The following is a 17571-nucleotide window of genomic DNA, read 5'->3' as shown; positions in this document are numbered from 1 at the left end:
ATTAGCCTATTTTTTTGAATGATTTATGCAATGAGTAATCTCGGATAATCTAATAGCACAACACATATAATGGAAATCAATCTAATTGGAAAAAAGGCCCTGATCGGTGCCAGTTCTACCGGTATCGGCGCGGGCATAGCCCGAGTGCTGGCATCCTGTGGCGCTTCGGTTACCTTGGCATCACGCAGTGAAGAGAAATTGAAGCATACGTTGGAAAGCCTGGATACCTCAAAAGGGCAGCGGCACCAATATATCCTGGTCGACTACAATGATCACGAAGCCTATAAGGTAAAAATAGATGACTATTTTCAGTCAAATAAAGTGGATATTCTGGTCAATAATTCCAATGGGCCACAGGCGGGGACGATCGACCAGAAAAACCTGGCGGACTACCAGCATGCCTTTGAACTTTTGTTCCAGAATCATTGCTATACGACTTCCTGCGCATTGCCCTATATGTTGGCAAATCGATATGGACGGGTGATCAATGTATCGTCCTCTACAGTGAAGGAACCTGTATCCAATCTGGTTTTGTCCAATACCATCCGTACCGCATTGATCAGCTGGAGCAAATCGCTTTCGGATGATGTCGCAAAAGATGGCGTAACAGTCAATAGTATTTTAACAGGGTTATTCGATACCGAAAGGATTCAATCGTTGACCAATATGGATGCACAGCGGTTAGGTATATCGTATGAGGAAGCGCTACAGTTACGTTTAAAACAAGTGCCGGCCGCACGCCTGGGCAAGCCCGAGGAATATGGTTACCTGGTTGCCTTTATTTGCTCGGAGTACGCCAATTATCTCACGGGGACCAATATTCCCCTCGACGGCGGCATGTTAAAAGGCTTGTAAGGTAAAAAAGAAATTCGCCCGGGAACGGGGAGCTTTTGACTAAGTAAGCTGTAAGCTTTAAAAAAAAGTGGCTATCCAAAATCTTGAGTAGCCACTTTTCGTTAGTCTGTGTGATTTAATAATCTTTGCTTAGTTCAATACCAACTCCGTATTGACAATAATGTCGACATCAGAAGCAACAGCTTCTACACCCGAAGGTAATTTGTCGTTGTATTTTATACCAAAATCATGACGGTTAATTTTAGCTTTTGCTGTAAAGCCTGCACGTGTTTTCCCCCAAGGATCGGTAATGACTCCACCATTTTGGGTGACATCGAAAGTTACTTGCTTCGTTACATCACGGATGGTCAGATCTGCTACCATGATGTATTTACCTTTCACCTTGGCATTTTTGAAGGTAATTGATTTTAACGTCATTTTTGGAAATTTCTCTGCGGCAAAGAAATCATCCGTTTTTAAGTGATTGTCACGTGCTTCAATGCGCGTATCAATGCTATTGACATCAATGGAGAAATTTACTTTTGCATTGTTGAAACTTGTTGCGGTTGCAGTTTCAACTGTTCCCTCCACTTTGGTAAACTGACCGTCAACGAAACTGATGCCAAGGTGTTTGACATCAAATCGTGCATTGGTGTGCCCGGGGTCTGCCGACCATTTTACTTGTGCTACAGCAACATTAACCATTAACACTGCTACTGCCAGAAATTGGAAAAATCTATTCATGTTGTTTTCTATTTGTTTATTTATCAAACGTTTAATTGTTCAAAATGTTTGTTTGAACAAGCTTTTGCAAAGGTGAGATAATCTTAAATAGAAAAAATTGATGTAGGTCAAGAATTTCGATTGGGCTTTAAAATTTGTCTTTTTAAACGGCTTAAAAACTCTTGTGTGACCCCGAGATAGGAGGCCAGTTGCATATTTGATATCCGTGGATATATTTTAGGATACCTTTTGATAAAATCCAAGTAGCGTTCCTGGGCTGTAAAACCTATGCTTGATATGATGCGGTGCTGGGAGGCGATTTGTGCCCGTTGGGCCATAATTCTGGAAAGCTTCTCATAGATCGGATGGTCTTCGTACAATTTATCTTTATCTGTTTTTGATAAGGTAAGTACAACCGAATCTTCTAGGGCCTGAATATTCTGCAGGGCCGGTTCCTGATAATTGAAACTGGCAATATCACCAACCCACCAGTCTTCAATGGCAAATTGTAGGATATGTTCGATACCGTCGGCTGTGACATAGAATGATTTAAACAGACCACTGAGGACATAGGCTTCATAGTGACAGATTTCACCGGCCCTTAAAAAGTATTCCTTTTTCTTGATTTTTCTGACATGATAACGCGATACAATATCATCTAATTCTTCTTCGCTGACATTGATACGCTTTTTTACAAATTCCTTGAATTGTTCCATTAGGGTGCAAAATACAAAATTTTGCTTTGCTAATTTAATAGGCTGGTTGATTTCAGCCAATTTTAAAGCAAAATAACCTAGCGACGAAACTTTGGGTGAAAGAATAGCGGTATTTGCTGGATATGAACAATATGATGGTTCAGGTATCTAGTAATTTGGACATTTTGGTGTAATATTTGAATAAAGAAAACGTAATTCAACTTGGTTTCATCAATAATTGGTATCTTTTATTGAAATTTTAAATTTTGGTAGAAGTCCAACGTTAAACATGTTCTAATGAAGTTTGTAGCACCGAATAAACTTGAAAATGATAAGGTCGTATTAAAATTGATTGACCCGGTCGATTTTGATGTCCTGTATCAAGTGGCGAAAGATCCTTTGATATGGGAACAACATCCTAATAAAGACCGCTGGAAGGAGGATGTCTTTCGTGCTTTTTTTGATGCGGCCCTGGAGAGTAAAGCAGCTTATCTTATTTTAGATAAAACAACCGGGCAATGCATAGGAAGCACCCGGTATTATGGTTTGAATGAAGCTGAAAAGTCTATTTTCGTTGGTTTTACCTTTTATGCGAGAGCCTATTGGGGAGCAGGAATAAATCCTTTGGTCAAGGAAATGATGTTTGACTTTGCCTTTAATTTTGTGGATAGGATTTATTTGCACGTAGGAGCCGAAAATTACCGTTCACAAAAAGCGGTAGAACGTTTGGGTGCGAGCAAGGTGGCCGAGAAAATGGTGTCTTATGTCAACGAGCCCGAACGAAAGAATTTTGAATATGCCCTGGATAAGTCCACATGGCTCAGAGCCAAGCGATAAACAGCTGTTGCTTAGCTGAATTATCCCTTGACTCCGCTCAATATACTGCCGATAATAACGGTCAATACAATCAATGTAATGATGATATAGAGCTTATCTTTTTCAATAATAAAACCGAAGAGGGAGCCTATTACCCGTACAATAGGTGTACAGATCAAGAGCAAAACCCCAAGTTGTATAATTTGGGGAATATTTTTGTTGAATACCCCAACGATAATCCCATGGATGGTGGTATTGGATTTTCCCTCACCGATAAAGTCTCTGTAGTTGGGTACTGAATCCTGTCCATGGACTACCAGATACCAGATACCACCGATCACCAGGATGGAGGAGGCCAGGATAACGCCTATGCGTAAAATTTGTCCCACCAAAAGTGAGATATCCTTATCACCCCAATAGTTTTTTGAAAATACCTGTTTCATCTGCAAATAATTATTTTTAAATGTTTATCGCCAACGGAAAAACGAAACGTATTATTGTTATTCGTTAAAGATTTGCCTGCTTAAAATTTTTGTTGAAATCCATTAAAAATCATTTCGAGTGCGACCAATGTGATGGCTACAGCGAAAATAATACGCAAGGTCTTGGGGTTCATTCGTTTCAAAAGCTTTGACCCTGTAATAGCGCCACAAAGTACACCCAGAATGACGGGAAAGGCAATACCAGGATCCATATAACCCCGTTGTAGATAAACCACGGCTGAAGCCGCTGCCGTCACCCCGATCATGAAATTACTTGTTGTTGTACTTACTTTAAATGGAATTTTCATCATGCTATCCATGGCGAGTACTTTCAGGGAACCTGAACCTATGCCCAGTAGTCCCGAGAGCACCCCGGCAACGCCCATTAATGAAAAGCCACCAACGACATTAGTCAGTTTATAGGGAACAAGCTTGCCTTCCGAAGGGTAGGAACTGTTCAGTTTTAACTTTTCGGCCAAAGCCGAACCACCGGATAGCGCATGTTCATTTTTCTTGCGCACCGTCATTGCGGCCGAAAAGATCAATACCACACCAAAGATAATGGCAATGGTGTTGGTGGGCATGTAGATCGCGATAACGGCACCAATGACAGCGCCGATTGTCGTTGCGATTTCCAAAAACATCCCGAGCCGAATATTGGTGATCCCTTCTTTGACGTAGGCTGTAGCTGCACCCGAAGAGGTTGCTATTGACGCCAGTAATGCTGCCCCAATGGCGTAACGGATGTCAACGTGGAACAGGAGGGTCAGCAGTGGAATGACGACAACCCCTCCCCCTAAGCCTGTCAGCGAACCTAAGAGTCCTGCTACAAATGCACCCAAAAGGAGGATGAGTGTAAAGGTGAGAATAGTCATATAGTTGTTTGTTGCTCCGGGGACATCAGTGAGCCTCCGGAAGATAATTTGCTGTAAACTTAAGGGCTTTTTGTTGTTTTTGAAACTTTGTGGCCTGAATAGATACAAATGTTACATCAATAGGTGCCCCATTGCATCCGGTGAAAGAGATGCTGCCTTACACCTCACGGCGTAGGCAGCAGGGTCATCTTTCTGTTTGAAGATTGCAATATTGTTTTGCCAGCAGTGTTTTCAGGACTGCCAACAATATTTTGTTGACCAGTAGCATTGGCGGTTACAGCCGCTTTCTGTTGGGCGAATGCAATTGAAATTAAAAATAGAGAAAATAGCAAGGTTTTCTTTGTCATCATGATCAAATCTTATGAAGCAAAGAAAAAGGACATAGATTAAAAGCCCCTTAATAAATGCTTAAAAAAAACTTAAAATTTAACTGTTTGACGATAAATAAAAGATGGTTCGATTTGTTTTTTAGCCCATTATGGGTAAAAATGCGAATGGGTTTGAAGGAGCGGTCTATTGAGCATTGGTTAGGATATTTGCCTCTTTAGCTGCTGGTAAGGGAAACTTTAGCACAAATATATGCGTAGATTGCTGCATATCGGCTTTGTATTCAATGTTTGCTTGATGTGAGTCCATAATGCGTTTGACAATCCTTAGGCCTAGGCCCGATCCCGTAATTTCTGAAGCGTTCTCCCCTCGGCTGAAGGCCTCAAAAATACGCTTTTGATCATTCGTGCTGAGCGGGGCACCATGACTGCTGACCATTACTTTTAGCTGGCTCGAGGACTCATGGATAACAACAGTCACCTCGGGATGATAGGAATAGAGTGCTGCATTTTTGAAAAGATTGACAAATGCTATTTCAATCAGTTGGGCGGAGCAAAAAATACTCAGTGTAGGGTCGTCGACGCCTTTTATAGAAAAGTCGATCTGCAGGTCGGGAAAGGTCTTTACTGCCTTTTCATATGCCATAAAAATAATCTCATCGATGCGTTCTTCCTGATAAGTGGTCTGTAGTGTTGCCGAATCAAATTTTGAAAGCAGCATCAACGAGTTTGTTACTTCCGAAAGATGCTGTGTCTCCTTTGAGATATTGTCAAGTATATGGCTGACGTCTTCATCCAGCTGATGTTGATGGCGGAGGTTCTCCAGTTGAAATGACATTCTGGCCAGCGGTGTCCTCAACTCATGGGAGGCACTGGAATTGAATTCTTTTTGGGATTCAAATGCATTGGACAGCCGCTTCAACATGGTGTTGAATGCCTGGGTCAATACCGCGATCTCGTCCGTATTTCCGGCATATTTAACCGGATTGGTCAGCTTACTGGCATTGATCTGCGTGATGTCATTTTTTAGCCTGTCTAAAGGACTTAATAAACGTAGAATAAGGTTGTAACTAAAAAACCAGATCAGCAGGGCACTCAGTAAAAATAAGATGGTTAATACGATGGCCAGGTGGTCCAATTTTTCGTTGCCCGAATAATCCTGGGCCTTTACCAAAAGATAGTAGGCCTGTTGGTTAATCAGATAATATTTGCCCAATATTTCATATTGATCCTGTTTATAGAAGATGCGTTTTTCATTTTCCAGTCGGTTGATAATGCGCTGATCCCAGGCAATGGTTTTGTCTTTTACCGTGCTGAAAATAAGTTTTTTGTTCTTGTCCAGGATAATGACGTCTTCATAAGAAAGTCCATCTTCAATATCCTGGAAGTAGATTTTATAAGATTCGCGGTCAAAGGAAGGGGTATTGGCAATGTAATGTGAAATATAGTCCAGCTTATCTATCAGGCGCTGGCGGAATTGATCATTCCTGAAATCGACGCTGGCGTAATAGATAATTAGCATTGCAATTCCAAATAAAATGGAGAAGGCAATGCTAAAACCGATCGCTATTTTCTTTTTTAAAGTCATTTATCGGCAGCAAGGTAATAACCAAATCCGGGGCGGGTGTGGATAAGCTTATTTTCAAAATTCTTGTCTATTTTTTTACGTAAAAAATTAATGTAGACTTCGATGGTATTTTGTGTTGTCTGAAATTGATTCTTCCATACTTCTTCTGAGATATACTGCTTGGACAAGGTGCGCCCATTGGCCTGAGCCAGGATTAGTAGTAACTGAAATTCTTTTTGTGTCAGGCTGATTTCTTCATTGGCCCGGAGGACGCGGGCTTCTTCGGGATAGATAACAAGATCATCAATAACCAAAGTTTTTAAGCTGAGGCTTTCCTTATACTGTTGCCGGCGCAGGAGGGAGTTGATGCGCATCAACAGCTCATCCAGCACAAAGGGTTTGACCAGATAATCATCTGCGGCACGTAGGAATGCTTCCTTTTTGTCGTCGATGTCATCATAGGCTGAAAGAATGATGATCGGGGTCAGCGCATCATGGCTTCTTATCTTCTTACAGATATCAAGACCGTTGATCTTTGGGACATTGATGTCCAACAGGTAAAAATCATATTTTTTTTGATGCGTCTGCGCCAGAAACTCAATGCCGTCATAAGCTAGATCACAAGTAAAGCCCTGACTCAGTAAAAAGGATTTGATTTCAGTCGAAAGAACCCTGTCATCTTCGAGTAGCAAAATGTCCACCATAATGTATGCATTGTCGTTTCGTAAAAGTAAACAAATTTTGCCAACCGTATCGAAAGTAACTTTGGGATAGCTCCCTTTTGGTAAATCATTTAGTAACATAAGATTTACACGAAGAAATATGAAACAAAAAGAAATCTAAGTAGATTCAAATCGAAATTATAGATAAACATTATGGAAAGCAGAAGAGAGTTTCTTCGAAAGACCTTGTTATTTTCAGGGGCCGCTGGTATTGCCAGCTTTATGCCGGCATCCATTCAAAAAGCCTTCGCGATAGATCCCGTGGCAGGGAGCAGTTTTCTGGATGCGGAGCATATCGTGATACTGATGCAGGAAAACCGTTCTTTTGATCATACCCTGGGAAGCCTATCCGGTGTACGCGGCTTCAATGATCCACGTGCCGTACGCCTGCCCAATGGTCTGCCTGCTTGGTATCAGACGGATAAATCGGGTAAGGTATTTGCTCCTTTTCGCTTAAATCTCAAAGACAGCAAGGTGACCTGGATGGGCTCGCTTCCGCACAGCAGGGCAAGTCAGGTTGATGCCTTTAATGGGGGGAAATACGACCAATGGTTGACGGCAAAGCAATCCGGGAATAAGCAGTATGCCGCCATGCCCCTGACACTGGGTTATTTTAACCGCGAAGACTTACCTTTCCATTATGCCCTAGCAGACGCTTTTACCGTATGTGATCAGAATTTCTGTTCGGGTATGACCAGTACAACCCCCAACCGTTCGTTCTTTTGGACAGGAAAGATCACCGAGATGAAGGACGGTCTGCAGAAGGTCAATATTCGCAATGATGATTTTGGTTATGGAAAAATGACCTGGCAGACTTTTCCGGAGCTGTTGGAAAAGAATGGCATCGATTGGCGCTTTTATCAGAATGAAACAAGCTGTGGTGGCGGCTTATCGGGTGAAGAACGTGCTTGGTTGTCCAACTTCGGCTGTAATCTGCTGGAATTTTTTCAGGCCTATCAGGTGAAGTTCAAAGATACCTATGTCAGCAACCTTGCAGCGCAGGTGCGCGATCTGCCGGGGCAGATTTCGGCGCTCGAAGAGCGGTCGCCCGAATCGGAGGAAAAGGCAGAGAAAATCCGTGCTGATATCCGTAAGAAAAGTGAAGCGCTGGGACGGGCCGAAGCTGAACTGAAGGAATTCAATGCCGATCAGTATAATAAGCTTTCTGATTTCACCAAATCGCTGCATCAGCGCGCATTTACCATAAATAAAGGGGATGATAATTATCGTAAGCTTGAGACTCTGCAATTTAAGGGTCAAGGTAAAAAACGGACGATCGAAGTACCCAAGGGTGACGTGCTCGATCAGTTCCGAAAAGATGTTGATGGCGGAAAATTGCCTGCGGTATCTTGGCTGGCTGGTCCTAAAAACTTTTCGGATCATCCCAGCGCACCTTGGTATGGTGCTTGGTACGTCTCGGAGGTCTTGGATATCCTGACCAAAAATCCCGAAGTCTGGAAGAAGACTATTTTTATCATTACTTACGATGAAAATGATGGGTATTACGACCATGTGAAACCTTTCCTGATTCCCGATCTGATGAAGAAAGACACCGGGGCCTGTTCCGCGGGGATCGACAGCGAGGTGGAAATGGTGCGGTTGGACAATGAACTCAAACAGGGGATTCCGAAGAAACAGGCCCGTGAAGGGGCTGTCGGATTAGGGTTCCGTGTGCCGATGTATATTGCATCACCTTGGTCGCGTGGCGGAAAAGTCTGTTCACAGGTATTCGACCATACGTCTACCTTACAGTTTTTAGAATACTTCTTTAATCATAAATACAACAAGAATATCCGGCTAGATCATATCAGTGCCTGGCGAAGAACAATTTGTGGTGACCTGACATCGGCCTTTACACCTTTCGTCCAAAGACAGGAACAGCTTCCTTTTCTGGAGCGGAATCAATATATAGAAACTATCTACAATGCACAGTTCAAGAAAGACCCCGGCGGATTTGCGGAGATCACCGATCTGAACCGGGCTAAACAGCAGGTATGGATGCCGCAATTCAACCGTATACAGGAAAAGGGAATTCGTAAATCGCCCGGTTTGCCTTATGGCCATGATGCCGTTGGCTATGTGCAGAACGGTCAATTTCATATGACGATGCTGGTAGATACCGCTCTGTTTGGCAAGAAGACCAGTGGTGCGCCTTTCAATGTGTATAGTCCGCTTGCCTATACCGATGTGGAGGGACAAACCGAAACCTATCGAAACTGGAATTTTGCGGTTAAGGCGGGAGATCGACTCAGCTATCAATGGGATCTTAATAAGTTTGAAGGTGGAGAATATGCCTTTGAGCTGCATGGGCCAAATGGCTTTTACCGGAGGTTCGCGGGGCATAAAGATGCGCCGGCCCTCGTGGCTACGGTGTCGCCGGAATTTAAATCACTGACCAAAGCGCCAAGCGGGAAGCTGCTGCTGACTTTGAAGAACCTTGACGTCAAGACCGTTCAGGTGGAAGTCAAAAGTTTGAATTACCAAACCTATAGAGCGACAAAAGAAATCGAAGCGGGCAAAGAACTGGCCCTGATTTTGGATGTTGCCGAACAGGGCAATTGGTATGATTTTACCATTATGGGGCTGGGTGGCGCAAATTTCGGGTTGCAGCTTGCCGGACGATTGGAGACTGGCACGGAAACCACCACTGATCCTTTATTGGCCTAGTTTTTTGTTCGGCAGTATAGACGCGATAAGATTGCGGCAACAGAACTGAATTCGCTGCGAGATCTTTTGCGTGGTTAATTAGGCATTGGCTAATTATGAATAGAATACCGCTATGTGAAGATACCGTGACTTGCCTTAACGCGTGGCAGATAACGGTAAAGTCGGATCTGCGAATTGCCAAACGGCATTATAAGGGATCAACTGTTATATGACAATAAAGTTGGTTTCCGGAAACCGGGTTTGAATATATGTCCGCAGATAGCGCTGCGTATCTGCGCTAATGGTATTGTCTTCAGGTACAGGGAATGTGTTGTAGATCACTGTGTGCAGTTGAATCCTACGTCTGGCAATCGCCTCCAGGCTAAGAAGGGTATGGTTGATGCTACCTAATTTTCCGGACGTTACAAAAAGCAAAGGGTAGTCCATTTCCTTGATATAGTCTATAATCAGATAATTCTCAGTGAGCGGCACCATTAAGCCTCCGGCGCCTTCAATCAGTACAGCGTCATAACGTTGGCTTAATTGGATTGTTGCCTGCCTGATTTTTTCAAAATTGATTTCCCGTTTATCTATGCATGCGGCCAGATGAGGAGAGGCCGGGTAGCTGAAAATTTCAGGCATGGTTATTTTTTGCATGTCCTCTTCCGTAAAAGTGATTCCCATAAGTTTACGGTGTAGGATAATATCTTCTGAAATTGACGTATTTCCTGTCTGTACCAGTTTTTGGGTTATTGTGCGCAGCCCCGCTGCATTCCATTGTTTTGCGATAAAGCCGGTTGCATAACTTTTTCCGATCCCTGTATCTATGCCAGAGACAAAATAAATGTTGTTGTTCATTTCTTTTTTATCATTTAATTTCTACTAAATCGTTGTTGTTAATCAATTACTTGCATTGATTAACTGCTTGCTTGTCTTTCGATAGATTTTCTTTCGATCAGCCGATGTGTATACATGCATTTTTTCTGTTTAGCGGTCCTTTCTTTTCTTTGCAATGATATAGATGGGATGGTAGGTCAGTGTAACCTCCCTTCCTACGGTATAGCGTGCCGTATAGGCGTTACAATATGCCTGCAGTTTGCCTTTTGTCCAGCGATGACTTGTTATGCCTGTCACGCCGGTTTGTTTCAGGTGATTAAGTACCTGTAAAGGGCCGTCAAGGTATAGTCTGAGCAGTTCTTCTTCCGCGAGCAGGATTTCATAACCCAGGGCGACTAGTTCTGCCACAAGTTCTGATTTCGAACCATAGCTGAGACCGACCTGTGTTGTTGCACTCATCTCGCGCATATTTTCCTCGCCAAAGGTGCTAAAAGCCAGAATGCCATGTTCAAGGAGGGCGGAATGACAGCGTGCAAAGAAAGAACCGCGGCGTTCAAACCATTGGATTGTGGAACAGGAAGCAATCAGATCCAATTGTTCGGGGAGGGGACAGCTTTCGGCGTCATCACAGATAAAACTGTATTGGCTTGAAGGGTGTTGCGGCTTCACCATATCCGTCACCCGGGTTATCATTTCTGGACTGGTGTCATTGAAGATGATATGCTTTGGTAAGAAATGTTGGAGCAAAAGGCTGGAGAAAAGGCCGGTTCCGCAGCCTATTTCCAATACACGGTCTGGTCTCATTGGAATAAATCCCTGCAACAGCGTGATCATTTTTTCGGCAATTTGACCTTGGATCACCGCTGTGGAATGATAACTCATTGCGGCTTTGGAAAAGCGGGATCTAACCCGCTGTTTGTCGATCGCTATTTTCATTTTAAACTATATGCATTTTAAACCTGCAGCAAAAGCTCTTGAACTAATTTTTGGGGGTAATGGCCAGCATCGAAAAACCTATGTGGGGTATGATTCCAGGCGCGTTGCTGATTTTCTGGACTAAAAATTCTGTCTTCCGTTCCGATGTAAGCCTGATCCCATTGAAAGGCTGTGCCTGAACACGCTGCGACCTGCTCCCCAATAGCGATCAGCTCCGTTCGCAGGCTTTCGATATCACGCTTGGGTGTGTTGGCAAGAAATTGTTGCAACAGCTCCCTTGAGCCACACATCCGTAGCCGGAATTTATCCAGTGTCCATTCGCTCAGGGTAGCGAGGGTACCTTTGAATACTTGGTTGGGAATACCTTTTTCATCATCGATCGGAAACGCTGTACCATTGATGGCTGTACAGGTACGAACCGGGTAATTTCTGGATTTCAGTCCGGGTAATACCTGTGCGGCAGCCCATACCCCCATAGACCAGGCAAAAACCTGAATCTCCTCATATCCCCGGAGCAGGCTTTCGTCCAGTGCCAGGGAATGGTAGTCATAGGCAATGATCAGATCCCGGTCGGACCTACCGTTTGCCAAAAAGGGCTGTTCATCCATTCCCCAGCCCGCAAAGAATAATACGAGCTTTTTGTTGGGCGGGCTGGTATAATCCATCAGAATTGGATTGTCCGGGGTTACGACATGAAGCACCGGGGGGATTTTTTTGAGTATCATAAGCTTGCTGCAAGTTGATGGATGAGTGACGTTTTTATGCCTGCTGTTAATGAAATGCGTATCCTTGAGGTTCCTTCCGGTACAGTGGGTGGGCGGATAGGGAGTACATAAAACCCCTTCCGTTGTAGGTCTTCGGCTTTCAGTACCGCCGTCTTGCTGTCTCCGATAATCAGGGGAAGAATATGGCTTTCCGAACGACATTCATAACCTTTTGCGAGGATCTGCTGTTTGAGCAATTCGCTGTTTTTATGGAGTTGCTGACGGCGCTCTGTGAAACCGTCCAAGCGTTTTAGGACAAATAAACTCCACATGAGATTGACCGGAGGAAGAGCTGTTGTAAACAGTAGTGTTCTCATTTTATTGACCAGATAATCGCGGATAACTTGCCGGCAGACCAGATAGCCGCCCAGGGAAGCCAGCGCTTTTCCAAAGGTTCCGGTCAGGAAATCAATCTCAGCAATGCAATCTTGTTCTTCGGCACAACCCAGCCCCTTTACACCGCGGACACCCACGGCATGGGCCTCGTCGACATAAAGCAGAACGTTGGCATAGCGATGTTTGAGACTGACCAGGTAACCTAAGTCTGTGCAGTCGCCGTCCATACTGAAAATACTTTCGGTGACGATAATGATGCGCTCAAAGCGGGAAGCATACCTTGCCAATAATTCTTCGAGATGGGCGTGGTCGCCATGCCGGTACCGGAAATGCGGAGCCTTCGAAAGTCGGATGCCGTCAATTAGACTGGCATGTACCCATTTTTCGGCCAGGATGAGGGTGCCGCTATGGCAAATGGAAGGAAGGATACCCATGTTCATGTGGTAGCCACTGTTAAAAACCAGTGCGTTTTCAGTCCCAAACATCATGCTGAGCTGCGTTTCAAGTGCTGTGTACAACATATGGTTGCCTGTCAACAGGCGTGAAGATGAGGCGCTGAAAAACGCATTGTCCTTATCGAGCGACTGAAGGAATTCTTCGCGTAGTGCGGTATCTCTTGCGAGATCCAGGTAGTCGTTTGAGGAAAGATTATAGCTCGTTTGCTCTCCCTTTCGTATGATACTTCCCTCTTGGGTAATCCAGGGGAGCTCGCGGCTATTGCCTTGTTTTTCGAGTTCGTGGAGCTCTTCCGCGAAGCTATGCAATCGGTTTTTTTCCATTAATTGATTTCTTTGACAACCCGGAGCAAAGCCTGTGTTAACCTGTCTAGCTCCGCTATACTAATGATAAAGGGCGGCATGATATAAATCAGTTTGCCAAAAGGCCTGATCCAGACACCTTCCTCAATAAATCGTTGTTGTATTTGGGCCATGGAGACTGGGCTTTTCATCTCGATGACAGCGATGGCGCCCAGCACCCTTACATTTTCCACCTGAGGGAAGTCTTTTGCTGGAGCAAGCGCTTGAAGTAGCTGTGCTTCGATGGATTTTACCTTTGCTTTCCAGTCTGTAGACAACAATAATTTGACCGACGCATGGGCTACAGCACAGGCCAGCGGATTTGCCATAAAAGTCGGGCCGTGCATAAATGTGCCGGGATTACCATTGGAAATCGTTTCTGCAATAGCAGTAGAGGTAATGACGGCCGATAAGGTCATATACCCACCTGTCAATGCCTTGCCGATGCAGAGGATATCCGGTTCTACGGCGGCATGTTCGTAGGCAAAGAGCTTTCCCGTGCGGCCGAATCCCGTGGCAATTTCATCAAATAGCAGTAGGATGTTATGCTCTCTGCAAAGTTTAGCTGCCCGGCGCAGGTATTCGGGATGGTAGAAACGCATCCCGCCGGCACCCTGGACAATGGGTTCAAGGATTAGTCCGGCCAGTTCGTCCCGATGTGTTCGGATCAGTTCTGCCAGGGAAGTAATATCGCTCTCGTCCCAGGATTCATCAAACCCGATCTTAGGGGCTTCTGCAAAATAACGTATTGGAAGGGTATTGCCGAAAATGCGGTGCATTCCGGTTTCAGGATCGCATACGGACATGGCATTCCAGGTGTCACCATGGTAGCCTGAACGAACGGTGACAAAATTAGTTTTGTGAACCATGTTTTGCGCTACCCAGTATTGTACGGCCATTTTAAGTGCCACTTCCACGGCAACGGAACCGGAATCGGCGTAAAATATTTTGTCGAGCGAAGGTGGAGTGATCTCGAGAAGTGTTTTACCCAGCGCAATTGCCGGTTCGTGTGTCAATCCGCCAAACATCACATGGGACATGCTACCGAGCTGGGCAGTTACCGCAGCATTTAGTACCGGGTGGTTATAGCCATGGATGGTACACCACCAGGATGACATCCCGTCGATAAGCTGCTGCCCGTTGTCCAGTTCGATCGTACAACCCTCGGCGCGACGGACCTTGTAGGCCGGTAGCGGATCTGTGATGCGGGTATATGGATGCCATAAATGCTGTCTGTCGAAATCGTCCGTAGCGTTGTATTGTGTCATTATTTTTATTTTGTTTTCAAAAGCTGAACACTGACTTTGTTTTATTTCTCCTGTTGTTTGGCAAGGTTTCGTTCAATGCTATGATCAGGTCTCGACCATTGCGGGCGTTCGCCCAAAGCATGATATTGGGCAGCTTCTGCCGCGATGGTTTCGGGCTGGCTTTTTTTCTCAAAGGGCTGTTGCGGAATCAGGCCCAGGGTTTTGAACATCGCGAGGTCTTCATTGATGTCGGGATTGGGGGTCGTAAGTAGTTTGTCGCCTGCAAAAATCGAGTTGGCACCCGCAAAAAAGCATAGTGCCTGTCCCTCGCGGCTCATGTTACTACGGCCTGCGGATAGACGGACCTGTGTCTGTGGCAGTAAAATACGTGCGGTAGCCACCATACGTACCATTTCCCAGATGGATACTGTCTCCATTGCTTCCATCGGTGTGCCCGCGACGGGAACCAGCGCATTGATTGGTACTGATTCAGGTTGTGGTAGGAGAGCGGCAAGTGTAATCAGCATATCCGCACGGTCGGCTATGGTTTCGCCCATACCTATAATACCGCCGCTGCATACAGTAATGTTGGTTTTACGCACATTTTCGATGGTCTCAAGACGGTCACCGTAACTTCTGGTCGAGATGATTTCTTCATAATATTCGGCAGAAGAGTCCAGGTTGTGGTTATAGGCATAGAGTCCGGCCTCCGATAGCCGTTGTGCCTGATTTTCGGTCAGCATCCCCAAGGTGCAGCATACTTCCATGTCAAGCCTGTTGAGTGTACGTACCATATCCAATACCTGGTCAAACTCAGGCCCGTCTTTGACATTACGCCAGGCAGCACCCATGCATATCCGCGAACTCCCGCCAGCCTTGGCGGCCAGGGCCTGCGCTTTGACCTGCTCAACGCTCATCAGTCGTTCGGCCTTCACATCAGTATGGTAGCGCGCCGCCTGGGGGCAGTAGGCACAATCCTCCGGACATCCTCCTGTTTTTATGGAAATCAATGTGGAAACCTGTACTTTATTCGAGTCATGGTGACGGCGGTGGACTGTCGCCGCTTCGTACAGTAGTTCCATAATCGGCTTGTTATATAGGGCGACGACTTCGGCTTGTGTCCATTTTCTTTCTATACTCATGTTCTTCTGTTTGATCGTTTGTAAACCAGTGTGTTGTTGTTGTTGTTGTTGTTGTTGTTGTTGTGAAATTACCTGTGTTTTAATTTTTTATAGACGTGTTTTTGTTGATGAATTGCAAAGATTACAGTTTAAACATTAACTTTGGTAGTCCGAAATAAACATAATGAGTAGTCCGGTAAATATAGCTTTTCATTCAATTATTAAGATTGATCGCCGCAAGGAGGATGCTGTTTATATACAGATCGTCTATCAATTTATTAATGCTGTCAAACGCAACCTGCTGGAGGAGGGGGATCTTCTCCCGGGAAGCCGAAAGGTTGCCATGGAACTGAAGGTACACCGGAAAACCGTCGTCGCCGCGTTAGCCGAACTGCAAGAGCAGGGCTGGGTGGAGATTCTGCCAAACCGAGGTACCTTTGTGAAAAACCCCGAACGTGTTGTTAGTGCAGCTTCTCCGGCTGCAGCTTTTCGGCAGCCTCCGGATCGGGCTCCATATCCTTTTAGACGGGAATTGATTCTGGATACGCCTGTGTTTGAGATTCCCGAAAAATATTATTTTACAGACGGTACCCCGGATTACCGGATCATAGAGAGCGAAGAACTGGTACGTTTTTATGCTTCGATGGTGAAACGGAAAAAGAAGAGCGATGAATTGCCGGCCACGGCTGACGGCAATCTGTTTTTCAGGGATCAATTGAGTTATTATCTCAACCTAACACGTGGGTTTCATCTCTCCCGCAACTTTTTACTGCCCATTGCCAGCCGGGAACAGATCTTTTCTATTTTATCACGTTTATTGATCCAGCAGGGAGATATCGTGCTGATTGAGAGTTTAAGCTATTTTTTGCCGAATATGATCTTTAGCCAAGCCGGCGCCAGGCTTAAAACGGTACCTTTGGATGCCGCGGGGATGGATATTGATTACATCGCGGCACAATTTAAGCCGGGTGAGATCAGATGTGTGTATATCAATACAAAATGCCAGTACCCGACTACCATAAGCCTTTCGGAAAAAAGAAAAATACAACTGCTGCAGCTGGCCGAGCAGTATGATTTTATAGTGATCGAAGATGATGTTGATTTTGAGTCTTCGCTGGTCAAGGGCAAAGAGGAATCCCTTTTTCGGAAGAATGGCGGTCAGCGTGTCATTTACACAGGTACTTTCGGCCGTTTTCTGGATCCCGGCTTTCAAATGAATTTTTTGATTGCCCCCCAGGATCTTTTGGAAGAAGGAAAAAAATACCTCAGTCTCTTTGGGAAGCCCAATTTTATGATTGAAAAAACATTGGGTGAAATTATCCATCAAGGTGATATTTTTCGTTATCAGCGCAAGTTTCAAAAAATAGTCGCTGAGCGAAAAGACTTATTTGCGCAACTGCTGCATAACCATTTTGGAGATCAGATCACCTTTGAGGTTCCGGTGTCGGGATTGGCCTTTTGGGTCCGGTTTAATTCCAGTTTTTCGCTAACCGCCTTGCAGGAAAGAGCAAAAGAAAAAGGTGTGTTGCTGCCCAGTAATTGCCTGTATCAGAACAGGACCATTACTGCTCTCCGATTAGGTTTTGCCCATCTCGATGAAAGGGACCTATGCGAAGCAATTCAGCTACTGCATGAGGCTTATCAGGAACTGGAATCTGTGCTTGTAGTCTAAAACCTATTATGCCCTATGCTGAAGATATATGGCGGATTGTAGAATTATTGACGATTGTTATGTTTGTAGGGATGGGGTAAATATGACTAATTATAAAATCCGGGCAGAAAATCCTACGCAAGCCGCATTCGGAGAAGGAGAGAAGATCCATCGAAGATTGATTGCTGTCGGAGTG

Annotated in this window: 17 protein-coding genes; 4 read left to right on the top strand and 13 right to left on the bottom strand. The window is 44.8% G+C overall.

The window, feature by feature from the left end; genetic code table 11:
* Positions 1-69: 69 nt before the first annotated feature.
* The gene (locus B4G94_RS20010) at positions 70-855 is read left to right on the top strand and encodes an SDR family oxidoreductase (protein WP_165309006.1); all 786 of its coding nucleotides are present in this window, start codon (positions 70-72) and stop codon (positions 853-855) included.
* 129 nt (positions 856-984) lie between these two features.
* Here B4G94_RS20010 and B4G94_RS20005 read toward each other — a convergent pair whose 3' ends face one another.
* Together B4G94_RS20005 and B4G94_RS20000 are read right to left on the bottom strand one after the other, a co-directional pair.
* Positions 985-1578, bottom strand: coding sequence for a YceI family protein (locus tag B4G94_RS20005; protein ID WP_165309005.1), 594 nt, complete (start codon positions 1576-1578; stop codon positions 985-987).
* 107 nt (positions 1579-1685) lie between these two features.
* Complete coding sequence (locus B4G94_RS20000) at positions 1686-2273, bottom strand: Crp/Fnr family transcriptional regulator (RefSeq protein WP_146191151.1); 588 nt, start codon at positions 2271-2273, stop codon at positions 1686-1688.
* Between the two features lie 276 nt (positions 2274-2549).
* On the opposite strand from B4G94_RS20000, the gene B4G94_RS19995 reads away from it, so the two are divergent.
* Entirely contained in the window at positions 2550-3089 is a 540-nt protein-coding gene (locus B4G94_RS19995) for a GNAT family N-acetyltransferase (RefSeq protein WP_108636843.1), read from the top strand.
* Positions 3090-3109: 20 nt separating this feature from the next.
* On the opposite strand, the gene B4G94_RS19990 is transcribed toward B4G94_RS19995, so the two are convergent.
* From B4G94_RS19990 to B4G94_RS19970, 5 genes are all read right to left on the bottom strand, one after another.
* Positions 3110-3511, bottom strand: a complete 402-nt coding sequence (locus B4G94_RS19990; protein ID WP_108636844.1) for a DUF1634 domain-containing protein — start codon at positions 3509-3511, stop codon at positions 3110-3112.
* An 80-nt stretch (positions 3512-3591) separates the two neighbouring features.
* On the bottom strand, positions 3592-4425 hold the full coding sequence (locus B4G94_RS19985) for a sulfite exporter TauE/SafE family protein (RefSeq protein WP_286861380.1): 834 nt from the start codon (positions 4423-4425) through the stop codon (positions 3592-3594).
* Between the two features lie 164 nt (positions 4426-4589).
* Complete coding sequence (locus B4G94_RS19980; RefSeq protein WP_165309003.1) at positions 4590-4775, bottom strand: hypothetical protein; 186 nt, start codon at positions 4773-4775, stop codon at positions 4590-4592.
* Positions 4776-4938: 163 nt separating this feature from the next.
* Positions 4939-6339 carry a HAMP domain-containing sensor histidine kinase gene (locus B4G94_RS19975; RefSeq protein ID WP_286861377.1) on the bottom strand — a complete coding sequence of 467 codons (1401 nt, stop codon included), beginning with the start codon at positions 6337-6339 and terminating at the stop codon, positions 4939-4941.
* Complete coding sequence (locus B4G94_RS19970; RefSeq protein WP_286861375.1) at positions 6336-7121, bottom strand: response regulator transcription factor; 786 nt, start codon at positions 7119-7121, stop codon at positions 6336-6338. The genes B4G94_RS19975 and B4G94_RS19970 overlap by 4 nt, the downstream gene beginning before the upstream one ends.
* A gap of 72 nt (positions 7122-7193) precedes the next feature.
* On the opposite strand from B4G94_RS19970, the gene B4G94_RS19965 reads away from it, so the two are divergent.
* Positions 7194-9707, top strand: a complete 2514-nt coding sequence (locus B4G94_RS19965; RefSeq protein WP_286861374.1) for a phosphocholine-specific phospholipase C — start codon at positions 7194-7196, stop codon at positions 9705-9707.
* 204 nt (positions 9708-9911) lie between these two features.
* Here B4G94_RS19965 and bioD read toward each other — a convergent pair whose 3' ends face one another.
* The 6 genes from bioD to bioB all read right to left on the bottom strand — a co-directional run bounded on the left by bioD (position 9912) and on the right by bioB (position 15745).
* A complete protein-coding gene (gene bioD / locus B4G94_RS19960) occupies positions 9912-10544 on the bottom strand; it encodes a dethiobiotin synthase (protein ID WP_165309000.1) in 633 nt (210 codons plus the stop codon).
* A 129-nt stretch (positions 10545-10673) separates the two neighbouring features.
* Positions 10674-11459: a malonyl-ACP O-methyltransferase BioC gene (bioC, locus tag B4G94_RS19955; RefSeq protein WP_286861372.1), complete on the bottom strand. Its 786-nt coding sequence runs from the start codon at positions 11457-11459 to the stop codon at positions 10674-10676.
* Between the two features lie 17 nt (positions 11460-11476).
* Entirely contained in the window at positions 11477-12184 is a 708-nt protein-coding gene (locus B4G94_RS19950) for a DUF452 family protein (RefSeq protein ID WP_286861370.1), read from the bottom strand.
* Entirely contained in the window at positions 12181-13338 is a 1158-nt protein-coding gene (locus B4G94_RS19945; RefSeq protein WP_286861368.1) for an 8-amino-7-oxononanoate synthase, read from the bottom strand. The genes B4G94_RS19950 and B4G94_RS19945 overlap by 4 nt, the downstream gene beginning before the upstream one ends.
* Positions 13338-14624, bottom strand: coding sequence for an adenosylmethionine--8-amino-7-oxononanoate transaminase (gene bioA / locus B4G94_RS19940; RefSeq protein WP_286861366.1), 1287 nt, complete (start codon positions 14622-14624; stop codon positions 13338-13340). Before bioA ends, B4G94_RS19945 begins: the two co-directional genes overlap by 1 nt.
* A gap of 41 nt (positions 14625-14665) precedes the next feature.
* Positions 14666-15745, bottom strand: coding sequence for a biotin synthase BioB (gene bioB, locus B4G94_RS19935; RefSeq protein ID WP_286861364.1), 1080 nt, complete (start codon positions 15743-15745; stop codon positions 14666-14668).
* Between the two features lie 163 nt (positions 15746-15908).
* Here bioB and B4G94_RS19930 point away from each other — a divergent pair, with 163 nt between their 5' ends.
* Positions 15909-17396 carry a PLP-dependent aminotransferase family protein gene (locus B4G94_RS19930; RefSeq protein WP_286861362.1) on the top strand — a complete coding sequence of 496 codons (1488 nt, stop codon included), beginning with the start codon at positions 15909-15911 and terminating at the stop codon, positions 17394-17396.
* Positions 17397-17571: the final 175 nt, after the last annotated feature.

It is taken from the genome of Sphingobacterium sp. UBA7625 (genome assembly GCF_002484085.1).
Classification (GTDB): Bacteria; Bacteroidota; Bacteroidia; order Sphingobacteriales; family Sphingobacteriaceae; genus Sphingobacterium; species Sphingobacterium athyrii.
This window is presented reverse-complemented; position numbering and strand designations above follow the sequence as displayed.